This is a genomic window from Rufibacter soli (assembly GCF_054781795.1).
Window position 1 is genome coordinate 105491 of the sequence record NZ_BAAGTS010000003.1, and the last position, 18122, is coordinate 123612.

Consider the following 18122-nt stretch of genomic DNA (forward strand, 5'->3'; position numbering starts at 1 on the left):
CGGCATAAGCAGGTTGGCAAGAAAACCAACCACAGCTGGGAAAAGCACCCTCTACCTGAAACGCTTGTAAATAAGTTTTATTGATACATGGCACAACGTTCCGGAGAGGTGGCAGCGCACAGTGGAGAAGAGCATGAGATGACCTTTTTGGACCACCTGGAGGTTCTACGGTGGCATTTGATCCGGTCGGCGGTGGCTGTGGTGGTATTTACCGGCATCGCCTTCAGTTTTCCGGAGATTGTTTTCCATGAGATCATTCTGGGCCCGTCAAGGGTAGACTTTCTTACGTACCGGAAACTTTGTGAAGTAGGGGCGATTTTAAACTCGCCGGGGCTCTGCATCAAGGAGCTGCCGTTCACGCTGCAAAGCCGGGAACTGGCTTCGCAGTTTACCATGCACTTGACCAGTTCCTTTATTATAGGCTTGCTGCTGGGCTTCCCATACCTGTTTTGGGAAATCTGGAGTTTCATCAAGCCCGGTCTGTACCCCAATGAGCGGAAGAACTCCAGGGGGGCGGTCTTCTTCGTGTCGGCGCTGTTTCTGGTGGGGTCTTTGTTTGGCTATTTCATTGTTTCGCCGCTCTCTATCAACTTCCTGGCCTCTTACCAGATAGATCCCAGCATTGTGAATGAGTTTGACCTGTCATCCTACGTGTCTACGCTCATTACCATTGTTTTGTCGTGTGGGCTCATGTTTGAGTTGCCCATGATTGTGTTCTTCCTTTCCAAGGCCGGACTGGTAAGCCCGGAATTGATGCGCATCTACCGAAAGCACGCCATTGTGGTGATTGCCTTTGTGGCGGCCATTCTCTCGCCACCAGACGTGTTGAGCATGACCCTGATGGGTATTCCCTTGCTTCTCCTCTATGAAGTTAGTATCCATATCTCCTGGATGGTGCGCAAGCAGGACCTGGCCCGTTTAAACAAAGAAGCGACCTCTTAATCCTATCCTCTATGAAAATTGCCCTGGGCGGCGACCACGCCGGTTTCCAATACAAAGAAGTTCTCAAGCAACAACTGGAGAAACAAGGCCATGAATTGAAAGACTTCGGGCCGTTCTCAGACGCCTCTGTAGATTACCCAGACTTTGTGCACCCGCTTTCCACGGCCGTGGAGAACAAGGAGTTTGAGCTGGGCATCTTGATCTGCGGCAGCGGCAACGGGGTAGCCATCACCGCCAACAAGCACGCCGGCATTAGGGCGGCCCTGTGCTGGGAGAAGGAACTGGCCCGTCTGGCCCGTTCCCACAACAACGCTAACGTACTCTGCATCCCGGCCCGCTTTGTGAGCGAAGAGTTGGCCCAGGAGATGGTAGACGCCTTCCTGACCACGCCCTTTGAAGGAGGCCGGCACCAAACCCGCGTAGATAAGATTAGTTGCGCCTAACGGCGTGTGTTCTGAGTCTTGAGTGCTGAGTCCTAAGGCACAAAGTATATTTAATATGGTAGGGGCGCCTCTTGTGGGCGCCCTTGCTGTTTTAGGCCCGTTTTCGGGAAAACAGGCCTAAAACGCAAACTCCCTTTTTACGCTAACTGCATTATTCTTGCTTTAGCTAGGCAATGCAAGCTTTACAATTACAAGCCTGAGAAAGGGTGGTGAGAAGCAGGAAGGCGGAAACCTGTTTTGAGCCTGTTTTCTGAAAAACGCCTTCAAAACAGCCAAAAGCCTTTACTTTACTCGCTTGTAGAACGGCCCATTTTCCACCCGCTCGTAGCGCTGAAAGACCAGCGGCAGTTTGTACTGTAGCTCGGGCATAAGATTCTTTTGGTCCACAATGTAGTCCGGGGGACTTTGCCGAAGATCTTGCAGGATGGTGAACAGCGACTGATAATTGTCCAGGCGGCCAAAATAGGGCTGCGCCAGGTCCCAACGCAGGTAGGGGGAGCCCAGGCGGTTGTGCTGGTAGTAGTTAAGGTCGGGGCCCAGCACTAATAGGCGCTCACCCTGCACCTGCTGGTAGCGGGGAGCGTCACGCACCTGCACCAACTCAGCCTCTATGCCTAAGGGCAAATACACCATGCCAAAAGGATTGTACCGAAGCATCACCACCGCGGCCACTATCACTAGAAACAGCAACTCGGCCACCCAAATGCGTTTGCCCCACCAGGAGAACAGGAAGATTCCAAAATACGAGATCAGCGGCAGCACCACAATCAATCCCTTAGCCGACCCGTCATGCCCGCTGATAAGCACCACCACTACCACAATGGTCCAGATGAGCATGAACTGCAGGAAACGGGCCTGGTAGTTGGGGCCCAACGTGATAAGGGGAAGGCTCAGGAAAGAGAGCGCCAGAAAGGCCAGGGGCAGGGCCACAATGGTGAGCACCTGCTTCATGGGCAGGCCAAAGGCAAACCCGAACTGCCAGCTCCACGCCAGGCCCTGCTCCAGGAACGGCACCAACGCATTTTGGTATAGAAAGAAGGTGATGACCACGCTAAAGGGAAACGCGAAGCCCGTGAGCATGAGCAGCGTGCTCCTGAAGGCCACCGAGGCAAAGTAGATGATGGCAAAGAAGCCCAATACCAGAAACCACATGAGCGGCAGGTAACAAAGGGCGGCCAACCCCAACATGAAACCGGCCTTGAACAACCGTCCGCCGTTAGAGGCCTCTTTAGAAATGGCCGTGAGGCTATACACCGCTAGCAGCACAAACGTATGGCCCAACAGCAAGGGAGAGAGCACGTCTAGCTCAAAGAAAATGCTGCCAAAGAGCATGTACAATAACGCCGGCACGTAAGACCGGAAAGGGTGTACCTGGTTGCGGTTGAAAATATAATTGAGCAGGAACGCCTGGTAGCCTATCAAGAAAGTCGCCAGCAACCGGTGCAGCAAGATAGACCGGGGGGCTATTGACTCCAGTAGCCAGTAAATAAGTGCCGACAGGGGCGCAGTGGTGTCATACACGTCCTGGTAGAGCATAAACCCGTCATGCAGCCGCTCGCCCAGCAGCAGATGGTGCAGCTCAGAAAGCGTCATGGGCAGGTCCAGGAGGAAAAGCGGAAGCTGGATAAGAAGAAACAGCAGCCCCAACACCACCCACCTAGAGGGAAACAAACTGCGGAAGAATCGTATCAAGCGTTAGTGCGGCTGAGCCGCCCCCAGGACCTTATGTCAAAGAGGGCAGCGGTTTGTGGGGTAAAAATGTGAAATTAATGCGATATTTGCTGAATCATGGAAAGTAAACGCCAACAAAAATTCGCCCGTCTGATCCAGAAAGAGCTTGCTGATATCTTCCAGCGCGATGTCTCCCACCTGTTTCACGGTGCCTATATATCCGTAAGCGGGGTACAGGTATCCCCGGACCTGGGGGTGGCCAAGGCCCATTTAAGCCTGTTGCTCAACCCCAACGGCCGCGAGATGCTCAAGGAAATCCAGGTTCACACCAAGACTATTAGGCATGAGCTGGCCAAGCGCATCAAGAACCAGGTGCGCGTGATCCCAGAGCTCATCTTCTATCTGGATGACACCGCCGAGTACGCCGCCAAAATGGACAAAACCCTGTCGCAGCTGGATATCCCGGCAGAGTCTAAGGAAGACCCCACCAACCCTTTCACCAACCCTGAAGACGAGGATGATGAAGAGGAGGACGAGGACGACTTTGAAGACGAAGACACCGAGGACGAAGACACTAGAGGCCGCTAATACTGCCTTTGCCAAAGCCAGCTACTAAACCCACCCATGCAGTACGATCCCATAAAACGCGTTCTGGGCGAGGCGTTCAACAAGACGCCTTTCCTGCGCAAACTCTTTTACCACCTTTTAGACCTGTTGCTGCTCCGCACCTGGCACATCCACAAGGAACTCAGGGCCTGGGCCAAAGGCAAGCGCCAGCAGCCTATCCGTATTCTGGATGCTGGTTCGGGCTTTGGTCAGTACAGCTACTACCTCTCAGGCATGAGCGACAAATGGCGCATTTTGGCCGTAGACGTGAAAGACGAGCAGATCGCAGACTGCCACAACTTCTTCCAGAAGATAGGCCGCAACAACGTGAACTTCCGCAAGGAGGACTTGGTCACGTACCGCGAGCCGCAGGAGACCTTTGACCTGGTGCTGAGCGTAGACGTGATGGAGCACATTCTGGAAGACGTGGAGGTGTTCAAGAACTTCTACGCCTCCATGAAACCCGGCGGCATGGTGCTCATCTCCACGCCCTCAGACCAAGGCGGCTCAGACGTGCACGGCGACGAGGAAAGCTCTTTTATTGAGGAGCACGTACGCGACGGCTACAACATCCAGGAAATTCAGGACAAGCTGAGGAGCGCCGGTTTCAGCCGCACCCAAGCCCATTATTCTTACGGCACACCGGGCAAGGTCTCCTGGCGCCTGAGCATGAAGTACCCTATCTTAATGCTGGGGGCCTCCAAATTGTTTTTCATCATTCTGCCGTTCTACTACCTACTGGTGTACCCATTCTGCCTTTTGTTGAACTGGCTGGACACCAACGGCAACCACCCCACCGGCACCGGCCTTATCGTGAAGGCCTGGAAGTAGGTTTATTGAGTGATTGAGTGAATGAGTGATTGAGAGAATGGGAAACACTCATTCTTCAAAATCCAGGACATCATTTAGTGGCTGTTATTCTAAACAGGCGCTAAAGGATATTAGCAGATACATCTTAGGAAATAGAAAGAAATAAAACTCTTTGCCCGTAGAACAGTAAACCGACCTGAATAGCCAAAGCAGCCATTCTCTCAATCATTCAACCAATCCATCACTCATTACCCACCAGATGAACGTTGCCCTTTTTATCGCCCGGCGGTACTTCTTCTCCAAGAAGAAGCGCAACATCATCAACATCATCTCCATCATTGCCATGATTGGTGTGGGGGTGGGGTCCATGGCCTTGATTGTGGTACTGTCGGTGTTCAACGGGCTGGAGGATTTGATAAGGTCGCTGTACGGCAAGTTTGACCCCGAGATCAAGATCACTTCCATAGAAGGAAAGTCGTTTGAGACCAATGCCCAGTTTCTGGAGCGTATACGCAAAACGCCGGGGGTGGCCTTGCTCACCGAAGTCATTGAAGACAACGCACTGCTGCGCTACAATGACCGCCAGATGGTAGTGAAGGTGAAAGGCGTAAGCGACAACTTCTTCCTTCAGAACCAGATTGACTCGGCAATTGTAGAGGGCAGTTACCGTCTCAAGAAAGGCAAAACACAATATGCCTTAATTGGACGGGGGGTGCAGTACCAACTGTCCATCCGGACGGAGAACCCGTTCTCACCGCTACAGTTTTTATATCCCAAGGCCGGCAAGAAAACGGTCATCAACCCCGAGAACGCCTTTAGGCAGCTGGGCATCCAGGCGGGGGGCGTGTTTGCCATTGAGCGGCAGTATGATGACCAGTACGTGTTCGTGCCGCTGGCCTTCGCGGAGGAGCTCCTGAGCTACGGCAACAAGCGTACGGCTCTGGAGGTCAAGACCAAGGATCCCAAAGACATTGACAACGTAAAGGCCGCCTTGCAGGAACAGCTGGGCCCGGGCTTTAACGTGCAGAACAGCGAGGAACAGCATGTGAGCTTGCTCCGGGCCGTGAAAGTGGAGAAGCTGTTCGTGTTTGTGACCTTCACCTTTGTGTTGCTCATCGCTTCCATCAACATTTTCTTCTCCCTGTCCATGCTGGTGCTGGACAAGCAGAAAGACATCGCCATTCTGGCCTCACTGGGCGCTGACCCGGGCACTATCAGAAAAGTCTTTTTGCTGGAAGGCGCCATTGTGGCCTTTACCGGCGCCGTGGTGGGCCTGGTCACCGGCGGATTGATCTGCTGGCTGCAGCAGACCTACGGCTGGGTTTCCATGGGCATGAGCACGTCAGTAGTAGAAGCCTATCCGGTCTTAATGCGTCCCCTGGATTTCGCCTTCACGGCCGTAGCCATTATCTTCATCACGTTCCTGGTTTCCATTCGGCCGGCCCAGCGGGCGGCGTCCCTTTCCATCCGGGAGAACCTATAGGCGTTTTAAGCCCGTTTTCTGAAAAATAGGCTTAAAACAGAAAGCGCTCCTTTGGGCTTGGTCCTTTCTCTTGCTACTTCCGGTCAAAGGCTGGCGCCGGCAGTTGGCGTATAAGGGAACTCATTGGGCGAAACATAGCACATTATATATATATTCCTGTTTTAGGCCCGTTTTCCCGGAAACAGGTGTAAACCAGCGTATGGGCTGCCAATCAAATTAGAGTCTGCTAAATTTTATGTCTATCTCCTGGGTAGAAAAAACTTTTTGTTGTACTTTCAAAGTTGGGATAGTAAGCCTCCATCATGAAAGTATTCACCACGCAGCCTTTTCAAGTTATTTATTCTCTTTTTGAGCATGAGTACCTGGGCTATCTGTTTGAGTCTTTTGTGATACAGGTGAACTCCAAAAGACAGCTCACGCTCCAGCACCAGAACATCTCCAGCAAGAACGCAGATGAGTTTGCTTCCCGCCTGGACAAGACGGATTTCCGGCTGATTGAGCTTATAGATCAGATTCAGCAAGATGCGGTTTTCAAGCGGTTTGCCGTCAAGAAAACCACCCTGGCAGATTTCTTCCTCAAAACCTATGACCCTGCCAAAGGCGACAAGCAACTGCAGGAAAACATAGAGCATTACGTGCAGAGTCGCATGTCTAAGATTCTGGATCTGCTTAAGGAGAAGATGGTCTTTATCATGGGCAAAGACGGCGAGCCTACCTGGAAACGCGTGCAAATGGCCCCCGAAAAAGCCACCGTACTGTTCCATTTCCGGCGCAACGAGGAAAACACCCATTATTTCCCTACCATCAAATACAAGGGCGAACGCCTGGAGTTCCAGTACCAGGACGCCGTGTTGGTCTGTAAGGAGCCCGCCTGGCTGCTGCTCAATGACGTGCTGCATAGCTTTGAGAAACAGGTAGACGGCAAAAAACTGCTGCCCTTTCTCAACAAGAAATTCATTGTTGTACCCCGCAATGTGGAGGAGAGCTATTACCGCAAGTTTGTGGCCCCGCTGGTAGAGCAGTTTGACGTCTACGCCAAAGGCTTTGACATTAAGTCTGAGCGCTACGTACCACAGCCCCAGCTGCAGTTCTCTGAGCTGACCGTAGGCGAGCCGGCCCCGGCCCTATTTGCCGCTGCCGGTCAGGAAGAGGAGGAGGAAACGACCCAGCTGCCCTCAGACGGCGATAAGATTGTGTTCCAGCTCAGCTTTAAGTACGGCAGCTACCTGGTGGGCACCCAGGAAACCCGCAACATAAGCGTGAACGTGGAGAAGACCGAGGAGTCCTACATCTTCCATCGGCTGCACCGGGACCAGGAGAAAGAATTGGCCTTTTTGCGTGAGCTTTCCAGCCGTGGCCTGGAAATCAGGAACGGCAAGGCGGTTATGGACAAGCCCAAGGCCTTCGGGTGGCTTAACACCTACGCCAAGGCCCTGGAGGAGCTGGGCTTCACCCTTAAGCAGAGCCAGTCTGAGAAGAACTATTTCATAGGCGAAACTAGCGTGAACGTGGGCATCAATGAGTCCAATGACTGGTTTGACATTTACGGCACCGTGAAGTTCGGGCCCTATGAGATTCCGTTCATTAAGCTGCGCAACCACATCCTCACCAAGCGACGCGAGTACACCCTACCCAACGGCCAGATTGCCATCATCCCCGAAGAATGGTTTACCCAGTACCTGGAACTGTTCGCTTTTTCTGAGGGCGAAGACGAGATGAAGCTGCGCAAGCACCATTTATCTCTGGTAAGCGATCTGCAGAACGGCAACCTGGCTCACGTGACCATGAGTCGCAAGTTGGAGAAGCTGCGCGAGTTTGAGGCCGTGGAGGATAAACCGTTACCTGCCGGTTTCAAAGGCGAACTAAGGCCCTACCAGAAAGCGGGCTATAACTGGCTGCATTTCGTGCAGGAATACCACTTTGGAGGATGTTTAGCCGATGACATGGGTCTGGGCAAGACCGTGCAGACGCTGGCCATGTTGCAACACCGCAAAGAGCACGGCGCCCAGAGTGCGTCTTTGCTGGTTATGCCTACTTCTTTGATTTACAACTGGTTAGCCGAAGCCCAGAAGTTCACGCCTCAACTTCGCATTCTTACCTACACCGGCACGTACCGCAACAAAAACGTGTCGCAGTTCAAGCACTATGACCTTATTCTCACGTCTTACGGCATTGTGCGCCTGGACCATGAGCTCCTGAAGAAATACATCTTTGACTACGTGATTCTGGACGAGAGCCAGGCCATCAAAAACCCTAATTCCAATACCTCCATCAGCATACGTGAGCTCAAGTCTAAGCACCGCCTGATCTTAACCGGCACGCCCGTAGAGAACAGCACGCTTGATCTCTGGAGCCAGATGTCGTTCATCAACCCGGGGCTGCTGGGTACCCAGAACTTCTTCAAGAAGGAGTTTCTGCGGCCTATTGAGAAGCTGAAGGACGAGCATAAAACGCACCGTCTGCACGCCCTCATCAAGCCCTTTATCCTGCGCCGTCACAAAAGCCAGGTAGCCAAAGAACTGCCCGAGAAGATTGAGCACGTCACCTACTGCAAGATGACCGAGGAGCAGGAGCATGCCTACGAGGAAACCAAGTCTTACTACCGCAACAAGATCCTCAAGAACATAGAGGAGCAGGGCGCGGCCAAGTCGCAGTTCATGCTCTTGCAAGGCTTGATGAAGCTGCGCCAGATAGCCAACCACCCGCGCATGGCCGACCCGGCCTCTGAAGCGGAATCTGGCAAGCTGGGCGAGGTCATGCGCCTTACCCGCAACGTGGTGAGCGAAGGCCACAAGGTGCTTATCTTCAGCCAATTTGTAAAGCACCTGGACATTGTGCGCGCCGCCCTGGACGAGCGCAAGATCAAATACGCCTATCTGGACGGCTCCACCAAAGACCGTCAGGCGCAGGTCAATAACTTCCAGAACGACCCTAAACTGCCCGTCTTCCTTATCTCCCTAAAAGCCGGGGGCGTAGGCCTCAACCTCACCGCCGCCGACTACGTGTTCATTCTGGACCCTTGGTGGAACCCCGCCGTAGAAGCCCAGGCCATTGACCGTGCCCACCGCATTGGCCAGCAGAACACCGTCTTCACCTACAAGTTCATCACCAAGAACAGCGTGGAAGAGAAGATCCTGGCCCTGCAGGACAAGAAACTGCAAATGGTCTCAGACCTTATCTCCACTGATGAAGCCGTGATTAAGCGGTTGACCAAGGAGGATATTGAGAGTCTGTTGAGCTAGGCTGCTTTGTGCCTGTTTTTGGGAAAATGGGCTTGAAACCGGTATATTATTAATAAAGAATCTTACTTATATATTCTATAATTATAAATGACTGTTCCCAAAGCGGGGACTATATAAAAGCAATTAGGAAGGCCATATAAATACAATAACATGCAAATAAGACTCTTCTTTACCATTAGCCTGATTTGTATTAGCCTTACTTTATTTGCACAACATGGCACGCATACTTTCAACATCCATCCAGAGACAAAGCAGGTAACAAACTTCATCACGAAGTATTATTTCACTCATGTCTATTCTAAAAAATTTGATTCAGACCAAAGCCTACGGACTGATAGGGCAAGAATTAATCTCTATTTCCAAATACTTAATGATGGCACAGGAAAGGTTGTGGAAGACATAAGCGATAATCAAAAAGAATTCCTGGTCAGTTCCTGTTTTAAGAAGGAAGACCATTTTAAATTTGAAATGACAAATAATGAGGGAACAGCCTTTATTGGTACTCTATATTTAAAAAATAAAAACGTAGAAAAGTTTACTGTAGAGAGCACTAATGACATTAGGGTCTATTTTTCACCCAATACCCTTCAAATTAAATAGTATATAAATTATTATTATTGAAGTTCTAGTCTTTCCTAAAAGAACATTATCAAGGGATTTACAATTTCAATTGCATTAAATCCCTGGCGTTCTGTTCAACCAAAGCAGGAAAAAGCTAAGGCCATAAACCGACTAATCCCTCTAGACAAACCTTATTGCCTTTTTTACTCTCTGATATTCAAATTAAGATAAGTGACTACCTATCCGTTTTCCCAGAAATCACTTGACTACCTGGCCTCAAATACCTTGGCCGGGGTAAAAGGCGGCACAGACCGTGACAAATTCTTAGACATTTGGATGGTGACGGTAGAGGGAAGGGTGTTTGCCCGAAGTTGGGCTAAAAGCAGTAGAAGTTGGTTTACAGCCTTCCAGGAGCAGGGAGTAGGGGAATTGAAGTTGGGAGACCAGGTGCTAAAGGTGACCGGCAAACAGTTAACTGATGCCCACATGAACCTTCTGGTAGACCAAGCCTATAAGCAGAAATATACCCAGGAACATAATCTTTCATATGTGGAGGGCATTACCCAGCCAGAGTACCATGCCTATACCATGGAGTTCTTTTTAAGGGCTAATTAATGGCCTTTAGAAAAGGGAGTTCTTAATAGCCAGGATAGTAGAAGCTTCTAGTCAGAAGAGGCAATGAATACGTAAATAGATTACTCCTGCTTTCATTAAGAGCAGATACCAGTACTGCATTTTAGACTCTTAACACTTCCTATATGCAACACCAGCTCTTATTATTTATCGGGAACATTGGTATTTCAGAAATATTGATGCTCCTACTTTTTGCCGGTATTCCGGCTCTCCTCTGGCTTTGGGCATTGGTAGATGTACTCACCAGTACCTTTGCGAACAGCATAGAGAAGCTCATCTGGTTGGTGGCTATTGTGTTTGTGCCGGTTCTTGGCGCTATCCTCTATTTAGTGCTTGGCCGGAAACAGAAAATAAAAGCGTTTTTATAGCCAGGCATCTTCACATTCCATAGTACGCGTACATGCTTCCTAAAAAGAAAGAACACCCCAAAGAGAAATCAGAGCTGCACCCCAGGAACAAGCACCGGGAGCGCTATGATTTCAGGAAGCTTATTGCCAGCTGCCCACCTTTAAAGGAGTTTGTAAAGCGGAACGAGTATCAGGATGAGTCTATAGACTTTTTCAACCCAGCGGCGGTGAAAATGCTGAACAAAGCATTGCTCCAGCACTTCTACCAGATCAAGGACTGGGAGATCCCTCAGAACTACCTATGTCCGCCCATCCCCGGCCGGGCTGATTACCTTCACCACATAGCTGATCTGCTGGGCAGCCAGAACCCTGGCGGCAAGGGAGACAAAATACCCCGGGGCCCTAAGATTACCTGCCTGGATGTGGGCGTGGGCGCGAATGCCGTGTACCCGCTCATTGGCCACCAGGAGTACGGCTGGTCTTTTATAGGCGCCGACATTGACCCGGTTTCCATCGCCTCTGCGCAACGCATTCTGGACAAGAACCCGGGTTTAAAAGGGCACATAGAGCTAAGATTACAGCCTAACCCCAATGATATTTTTAAAGGCATTCTCCAGGAAGGGGAACGCATAGATTTGTCTATCTGCAACCCACCCTTTCACGCCTCGGCGGCAGATGCCCAGGCAGGCACCCAACGCAAACTAAGAAACCTCAAGCAGCAGAAAGTCACCAAGACCGTGCTCAACTTTGGCGGGCAGCACAATGAACTGTGGTGCGAAGGAGGGGAGGAAAGATTCATTGCCGACATGGTGCGCCAGAGCCGGCAATATGCTTATTCCTGCTTCTGGTTCTCTACCCTGGTGTCTAGATCAGCTAGCCTAAAGAGTACCTATAAAGCCCTGGAAATGGCTAAAGCCGTAGAGGTAAAAACCATTCCTATGAGCCAGGGAAACAAAAGCAGCCGCATTGTAGCCTGGACGTTTCTTACCCCTGAGCAGAAAAAAGAATGGGTAGCCACCCGGTGGAAGTAAACTGGAAAAGATGCACCTATGTTTTAAGAACATCCCCTCCAGCAGAATAGACTAACCCCTTTAGTAAGAGACGAATGAAGAATAGACGAATAACCGTTTTAAGCCTGTTTTTTCAAAAACGGCCCTAAAACGACTTCATCAAAAAGGCCCATACAGAACATTCTGCATGGGCCTTTTTGTCTAGGAAAGTTAAGTAGTAGATTACCTTTTTCACCTCAGCTGTCATCCTGAAAGGACCTTGTGGGCGAACTAGATAAGCGTTTACTCTGATGCCATTACCGTTTGCTACCAAGATCCTTCCAGGATGACAAGGAGAGAGCAGTAGTTCTTTAGGTAAAGTTCTTAGCTTAAGAAACGCTACAACCCAGCTTCTTCTTCTTTCTTTTTCTTGCCAATAGAGATCAGTTTGGGTAGTACCTCCTTGAAGTTCTCTACGCCTACCACTTGCCAGTAGTCTTCTTTCTGAAGCATGCGCAGTTCAATCACCATAGACTCATCTCCATTTATGGGCTTCACGTTCAGGCCTACCAGCGCAATGGAATCCTGGCGGTCAATGTTGTCTATGCCTTCAAACTCCAGCTTGGGCAGCATTTTGGTATTGATGAGCTTGCCAATGGGTAGCAGTTTCACCACGTCGCCAATCTCAGGCACTTTCTGGCCAGACACGGTCTCGGCGCTTTGGATGAGTTGGTTGCGTACGGTAGAGGTTAATTGCTTTCTGGCTTTGAGGCCGCGTCTTAGGAGGTTAGCGGCGCCTTGCAGTTCTTCGGGCAACAGGTCAACGGCCATGTTCTGGCTTTCCTCCACTATGCTCGCTGAGGTGCGCTTAAAGTCCACGTACTTCTGCAGCTTTTCCATGTCTTTGGTTTCCAACGCCGACCGTATCTCTACAATAGAGGCCTCGGGGCCGGTTTTGGCTCTGTTATAAAACCAATATCCGCCGGCGGCAATGGCTACTACCACCAAAAGAAGAAGGATTTTTTTCATTTCTGGGTTTCTGTTTTAACTGATGGGTTAGTAAAAAGCCTGCTCCTCTGAGTAAAAGGAGCAGGCTAGTAATATTACTAAAAAGATTTTACTTGTTACCTATGCCCCAGTATGGGAAAGGACAAGCAAAAGAATAGACTACTGGTTACTCCTTCTCCACGGCCGCTACTTTATTTACCTGGGCAGCAGAGTCTGGGGCAATCACCTTTATTTTGGCGTACGGAAGCGTTTTGGAGGCCTTGCGGGTAATAGCCTTGACAATAGAATGGGTATCACTGCCCAAGCCCCGGGTCAGAAACTTCTCATAGCTCCAGAGAAGGCTTCCGGTGGGCCCGTCATAGATCTTAACGGTGGTGCTTCCTACGTTGGTAGGTTGGCTGCCTGCCAGGTCAGGGGCAAAGAGAATGGTGTAAATGACCAGGGCCGTTGCGGCGGCATTGGAAAGCGGCTTTTCGGTCACCAAAGTTCCCACCAGCACCGCATCTACGCCCAGCATTTGGGCTAGCTCAGCCGGCGGGATCGTCTGGATCTCTTCCGGCTGAATATCATGTTCCTTTAAAATGGAATTGGTCAATATCACGTCCTGTACCGCCACCTTCTCGGTCTCTTTGTTGATCTTGTTCAGGAAATGGATCTGGAAGGCGCTCTGTACCGCCCGCCCATGCTGCAGTTCCAGGTCATAGTGCTGCTCAGGTGTAAGGCGCTTCATTTGGTTAGGTCGGAGCCCCACCTGCACGTCAAAAGGCAGAATGGCAATAGTTTTGTGTTGCCGGGCCGCCGTTGAGAAACTAGGGCTCGTATAGATATGCCGGGATTGGTCACAGCTGGTCAGCGCTAACAGGAGGGCAGGCACCACCCACAGATACTTCATCTTCTTATTCATTTGTCTTGACGTTACAGACTTTATTCTTCCGCCTTGGCCTCTGGCCGAGAACTTTACCTTGGGGAACGGGTTATCTTCCAGAAACAATAATTGCCCTATGAAACTCCATCTCCATTTTGCAGTGGCCCAGGATATGCAGGCCGTGCTGGCGGGTTTTACAGTAGACCTGTTCAGGGCCCTGTCACCCCCATTCCCCAAATTAAAAATTTTAAGATTTGATGGAAGTTTCCCCGGAGACCACGTGGAAATAGAATTGCAGGCCGGTCCTATAGCCCGCCGCTGGACCTCCCTTATCACAGAGCGGGAAGAACATGAAAACGAAGTCTGGTTTGTAGACGAAGGCCAGGTGTTGCCGCCCCCTCTTAAATTCTGGCGCCATAAGCACCTTATCACCCGCCAGGGCAGCCACAGCGTCATTCATGAACTGATAGAATACCGCACCGGCTCTACCATTCTAGACAAGTTGCTTTACCCCGTTTTCTATGCGCAGTTTGCCCAGCGGGGCCCGGTGTACCGCCGGTTCTTCGGGAAAGTAGCGTAAGCGTTTTGAGGCCATTTTTACAAAAACAGGCTCAAAACAGGTTTTACCCAATTACAGCAAAGCAAACAATTGCGGTAATGGGCGGTTATGTCCAGAAAAAAAGCAGGAAAAGCGTAGATTGGCAGCATGGCAACAGCAGTAGTGATTGGTTCAGGAATTGGCGGTATAGCGGCGGCCATTAGGCTAGCGGTGAAAGGCTACGCCGTGACCGTGCTGGAAGCCAACGCCACCTTCGGAGGCAAGATGACGCAGTTCACCCTGCCGGGCGGTTACCGCTTTGATGCCGGTCCGTCGTTGTTCACCCTGCCCCAGTTGGTAGATGACCTGTTCACCCTGGCCGGTCGTAATCCCGAGGACTATTTCCGGTACCAGCGCCTGCCTATTGTTACGCAGTATTTCTGGCCAGACGGCACCAGGTTAACGGCCCACGCCAACGCAGACGCCTTTGCCCAGGAGGTAGAGGTCAAACTGGGCGTGCCCCAAGAACAACTGCTCAAACACCTGCAGAAAGTGGCCCGGCTCTACCATGCTACCGCAGACACATTCCTGCACAAGTCTTTGCACAAGCTAAGCACCTTTCTGAGTTCTGATGTGCTCAAGACGCTTCCGGCCCTGCCTGAACTGGGTTTAACCACCACCATGCACGCCGCCAACGCCCGCGCCTTCAAAGACCCGCGCCTGGTGCAGCTCCTGGACCGCTACGCCACCTACAACGGCTCAGACCCTTACCAGGCCCCCGGCACCCTCAATCTTATTCCGCATCTGGAGTTTAACATTGGCGCGTTCTACCCCGAAGGCGGCATTTACGCCATTGCCCAAAGCCTGGTTAAACTGGCCACGGAACTGGGCGTGGAATTCAAATACAACGAGCCGGTCCAGGAAATCATCACCCAGGGCAACCGCGCTACGGGTGTTCGCACCTCTCAAGGCAGCTATACCGCAGACCTGGTGGTGAGCAACATGGATGTGGTGCCTACCTACCGCAAACTCCTACCTAAGCAACCGGCCCCTGAGAAAACGCTCAAGCAACCCCGCAGCAGTTCGGCCTTGATCTATTACTGGGGCATTTCCCGCACGTTTCCAGAGCTCGACCTGCACAACATCTTCTTCAGCCAGGACTATCAGCAGGAGTTTGAGCATATTTTCCAGAGGGGGACTGTCACCCATGACCCTACGGTTTATGTGAACATCACCTCCAAACTCACGCCTTCAGATGCGCCAGCCGGGCATGAGAACTGGTTTGTAATGGTGAACGTGCCCCACAACGCCGGCCAGGACTGGGAGACGCTCATCCAGGAAACCCGGCAGCGAGTCATTCAGAAGGTAAGCCAGAGCTTGGGTGTAGATCTGGCCTCGCTTATCACCACAGAAAAAGTCTGGGACCCGAAGGGCATTGAAGCAGACACCTCTTCCTTTGCCGGGGCCTTGTACGGCAGTTCCTCTAATAACAAAATGGCGGCTTTCCTGCGCCATCCCAATTTTACCGGCAAGCTCAAAGGCCTGTATTTTGTAGGCGGCAGCGTGCACCCCGGCGGCGGTATCCCGCTTTGCCTGCTTTCGGCTAAGATTGCCACCGATCTGGTTCCTGTTGTTTCCCCTAACGTACCCGCATGATTTCCACGCTTTCTGCCCCGGCTTCTTCTTTCAGGGACCGCTACCTGCCTTGGGCGGTGGGTGTGCTGTTTCTGTTTTACTGCGTGGGTTTCTGGGGCATGGGTTTCAGTGCCTATGAAGACTGGTTCAAGGCCTTGGTGCCGTTCAATCTGTTGCTGACCAATACGCTGCTTTTCCTGTTCCACCGGGGTTGGACCCGTTCTTTCTGGCTGTTTGCGTTTACCGCTTGGTTGGTGGGCATGGCCTTTGAGTGGGTAGGGGTGCACACAGGCCTCATGTTTGGCGAATACGTCTATGGCCCCACGCTGGGCCTGAAGCTGTGGGCAGTGCCGGTGCTTATTGGCGTGAATTGGCTGATGCTGGTGTATGCCTCGGGGCACGTGGTACAGAAAGTGGCGTCGCACTGGCTGGTGAAATCTGTGCTGGGCGCGGCGCTTATGGTCTTCCTGGATTACTTTATTGAGCCCGTGGCCGTGCGGTTTGATTTCTGGTCATGGCACGCCGAGGCTATTCCTTTCTCTAACTTTATTGGCTGGTTCCTGGTGGCGCTGCTGCTGCAGGTGTACTTCCATCGGGCTGGGTTTCCGAAAGATAACCCCATGGCGCCGTGGGTTTTTCTGGTGCAATTGCTGTTCTTTGCAGGCCTGTCTTTCACGGTGTAAGACAAACATCAACCCAACCGCTAACCTGTGCCCACGCCGCCTGCTGCGTCTTCTTTGCGTACCGCGCTGCCGGTGGTGGCCCCGTTTATGTTGCTGCTACTGGGGCTTACCTGGTATGTGCAGCACAACGGCTTCTTCTGGGACAGCATCCTTCTGGCCTCAAAGTACGGGCAATGGTATTACCAAACCCGTTTCTCCACCTTGTTTGTACCCCAGGAGATAGCGGGTTACCCACCTTTGTTTGGCATGTACCTGGCGGCGGGCTGGCACCTGTTTGGCAAGACCGTACCGGTTAGTCATTTTCTCATGCTTCCTTTTCTGCTGGGTATTGTCTGGCAGGTATATCTGTTGGCGAAGCGGTATCTGGCGGGCTCCTGGGTTTTTCTGGGCATGCTTCTGGTCTTTCTGGACCCTACACTACTGGCCCAGAGCGCGCAGGTGGCCCCGGATCTTCTCCTGCTGTTTCTGTACCTGACCTGCCTGAACGCAGTCCTGCACCATCGGCCTTGGCTTTTAGCGGTAGCGCTGGTATTCATGGCCGTACATACTCCTAGAAGCCAGATACTTATGGTAGCGGTTTTCCTCACACACCTATTCTGGCATGTGCAAACCTACCGCCAGTTTTCTATCCCAACCTTAGGGAAGGTCGTGCTCCCTTACCTTCCGGCGGGGCTGTTGCTGCTAGGGTGGTTGTGGTTGCATTACCGGCACTTCGGGTGGATCGGGTTTTCCCGGTCCTCAGATTGGGGCGCCTACAGCACCTTTGTTACTACTCCTGAATTCCTGCGGAACCTGGGCCTTATTGCTTGGCGCCTGTTAGACTTTGGTCGGGTGGCGCTGTGGCTCTCCTGCGGCGCGTTGTTGGTCCTCTCTGCCCGGAACCTGACCAAGGCTACCAAAGAATTGCTGCTGCTCTTGGCGGTGCCGCTGGTCACGCTCAGCGCAGTGCTGGTCTGGTTTACCAATCCCATTGGGCACCGGTACTGGTTAGTAGAGTTTGTGCTGTTAGGATTATTGACCGCGCACCTGCTGCAGGTGACCGTGAAAAGGAAAGATATAAGAGCAGGTATTTATGCGTTACTAGTGGCTAGCCTGGTAAGTGGCCATTTCTGGTTGTACCCACAGCGGGTGGCCAAAGGCTGGGATGCCACGCTGGCACACCTGCCGTACTTTGAGCTCAGACAGCAGATGCTCACCTATCTGGACCAACACAAAATTCCGTGGCAGGAGGTAGGCAGTGACTTCCCCAACCTGGCCGCTCCCGCAGACACCGACCTGAACCAGGACCACCGCACCTTTCCGGCCAAAAACCTGACCACACAGTCTTATATTCTGTACTCCAATGTCTTCAATGGTTTTACTGATGATGAACTGGAAGACCTGCAGGAGCGATGGGTGGTGGTCAAGGAAGTACGTGATGGGCAAGTATACATGCGGTTGTACCAGAAGAAAGTGTCTACCTATCAGGGAATCCCTATCTCGTTCTAATCGTTCCCGTCTTAATACCCGATCTTCTAAGCCTAACCGGTGTAAGGCCTGGTCGAACTAAAAGATACCTCTCCTCTACAAGAGGCAAATAAATTTATGTTTAGAAATGGTAAATTTGAAAGGGCCTCCCCGGAACTCTTACCTTTCGTACTGGGTTGCTTTTCTGCCAGGCAGAGGC

General features: G+C 51.6%; 17 protein-coding genes. 14 read left to right on the plus strand and 3 right to left on the minus strand.

Annotated elements, in window-relative coordinates:
- The first annotated feature begins 87 nt into the window (after positions 1–87).
- Complete coding sequence (gene tatC / locus ACYVJQ_RS13865; protein ID WP_460893700.1) at positions 88–942, plus strand: twin-arginine translocase subunit TatC; 855 nt, start codon at positions 88–90, stop codon at positions 940–942.
- An 11-nt stretch (positions 943–953) separates the two neighbouring features.
- Entirely contained in the window at positions 954–1385 is a 432-nt protein-coding gene (gene rpiB / locus ACYVJQ_RS13870) for a ribose 5-phosphate isomerase B (RefSeq protein ID WP_460893701.1), read from the plus strand.
- A 282-nt stretch (positions 1386–1667) separates the two neighbouring features.
- On the opposite strand, the gene ACYVJQ_RS13875 is transcribed toward rpiB, so the two are convergent.
- The gene (locus ACYVJQ_RS13875; protein WP_460893702.1) at positions 1668–3077 is read right to left on the minus strand and encodes a hypothetical protein; all 1410 of its coding nucleotides are present in this window, start codon (positions 3075–3077) and stop codon (positions 1668–1670) included.
- A 96-nt stretch (positions 3078–3173) separates the two neighbouring features.
- On the opposite strand from ACYVJQ_RS13875, the gene ACYVJQ_RS13880 reads away from it, so the two are divergent.
- From ACYVJQ_RS13880 to rlmF, 8 genes are all read left to right on the plus strand, one after another.
- Positions 3174–3644, plus strand: coding sequence for a ribosome-binding factor A (locus ACYVJQ_RS13880; RefSeq protein WP_460893703.1), 471 nt, complete (start codon positions 3174–3176; stop codon positions 3642–3644).
- 36 nt (positions 3645–3680) lie between these two features.
- Positions 3681–4493 (plus strand): class I SAM-dependent methyltransferase, encoded by an 813-nt coding sequence (locus tag ACYVJQ_RS13885; protein WP_460893704.1) that lies wholly within the window; start codon positions 3681–3683, stop codon positions 4491–4493.
- 238 nt (positions 4494–4731) lie between these two features.
- Complete coding sequence (locus ACYVJQ_RS13890) at positions 4732–5955, plus strand: ABC transporter permease (RefSeq protein WP_460893705.1); 1224 nt, start codon at positions 4732–4734, stop codon at positions 5953–5955.
- A 302-nt stretch (positions 5956–6257) separates the two neighbouring features.
- Positions 6258–9197 carry a DEAD/DEAH box helicase gene (locus tag ACYVJQ_RS13895; RefSeq protein WP_460893706.1) on the plus strand — a complete coding sequence of 980 codons (2940 nt, stop codon included), beginning with the start codon at positions 6258–6260 and terminating at the stop codon, positions 9195–9197.
- Between the two features lie 150 nt (positions 9198–9347).
- Positions 9348–9797 (plus strand): hypothetical protein, encoded by a 450-nt coding sequence (locus tag ACYVJQ_RS13900; RefSeq protein ID WP_460893707.1) that lies wholly within the window; start codon positions 9348–9350, stop codon positions 9795–9797.
- A gap of 192 nt (positions 9798–9989) precedes the next feature.
- Positions 9990–10373 carry a DUF2255 family protein gene (locus tag ACYVJQ_RS13905; protein WP_460893708.1) on the plus strand — a complete coding sequence of 128 codons (384 nt, stop codon included), beginning with the start codon at positions 9990–9992 and terminating at the stop codon, positions 10371–10373.
- A gap of 143 nt (positions 10374–10516) precedes the next feature.
- Positions 10517–10759 carry a PLDc N-terminal domain-containing protein gene (locus ACYVJQ_RS13910; protein ID WP_460893709.1) on the plus strand — a complete coding sequence of 81 codons (243 nt, stop codon included), beginning with the start codon at positions 10517–10519 and terminating at the stop codon, positions 10757–10759.
- 32 nt (positions 10760–10791) lie between these two features.
- Positions 10792–11769, plus strand: coding sequence for a 23S rRNA (adenine(1618)-N(6))-methyltransferase RlmF (gene rlmF, locus ACYVJQ_RS13915; protein ID WP_460893710.1), 978 nt, complete (start codon positions 10792–10794; stop codon positions 11767–11769).
- Positions 11770–12126: 357 nt separating this feature from the next.
- Here rlmF and ACYVJQ_RS13920 read toward each other — a convergent pair whose 3' ends face one another.
- Together ACYVJQ_RS13920 and ACYVJQ_RS13925 are read right to left on the minus strand one after the other, a co-directional pair.
- Entirely contained in the window at positions 12127–12756 is a 630-nt protein-coding gene (locus ACYVJQ_RS13920) for a hypothetical protein (RefSeq protein WP_460893711.1), read from the minus strand.
- A gap of 145 nt (positions 12757–12901) precedes the next feature.
- Positions 12902–13639 (minus strand): hypothetical protein, encoded by a 738-nt coding sequence (locus ACYVJQ_RS13925; RefSeq protein WP_460893712.1) that lies wholly within the window; start codon positions 13637–13639, stop codon positions 12902–12904.
- 97 nt (positions 13640–13736) lie between these two features.
- On the opposite strand from ACYVJQ_RS13925, the gene ACYVJQ_RS13930 reads away from it, so the two are divergent.
- From ACYVJQ_RS13930 to ACYVJQ_RS13945, 4 genes are all read left to right on the plus strand, one after another.
- Positions 13737–14180, plus strand: coding sequence for an SRPBCC family protein (locus ACYVJQ_RS13930; RefSeq protein WP_460893713.1), 444 nt, complete (start codon positions 13737–13739; stop codon positions 14178–14180).
- A gap of 126 nt (positions 14181–14306) precedes the next feature.
- Positions 14307–15794 (plus strand): 1-hydroxycarotenoid 3,4-desaturase CrtD, encoded by a 1488-nt coding sequence (gene crtD, locus ACYVJQ_RS13935; RefSeq protein ID WP_460893714.1) that lies wholly within the window; start codon positions 14307–14309, stop codon positions 15792–15794.
- Positions 15791–16456, plus strand: coding sequence for a carotenoid biosynthesis protein (locus ACYVJQ_RS13940; RefSeq protein ID WP_460893715.1), 666 nt, complete (start codon positions 15791–15793; stop codon positions 16454–16456). Before crtD ends, ACYVJQ_RS13940 begins: the two co-directional genes overlap by 4 nt.
- Positions 16457–16483: 27 nt before the next feature.
- The gene (locus ACYVJQ_RS13945; protein WP_460893716.1) at positions 16484–17944 is read left to right on the plus strand and encodes a hypothetical protein; all 1461 of its coding nucleotides are present in this window, start codon (positions 16484–16486) and stop codon (positions 17942–17944) included.
- Positions 17945–18122 lie beyond the last annotated feature (178 nt).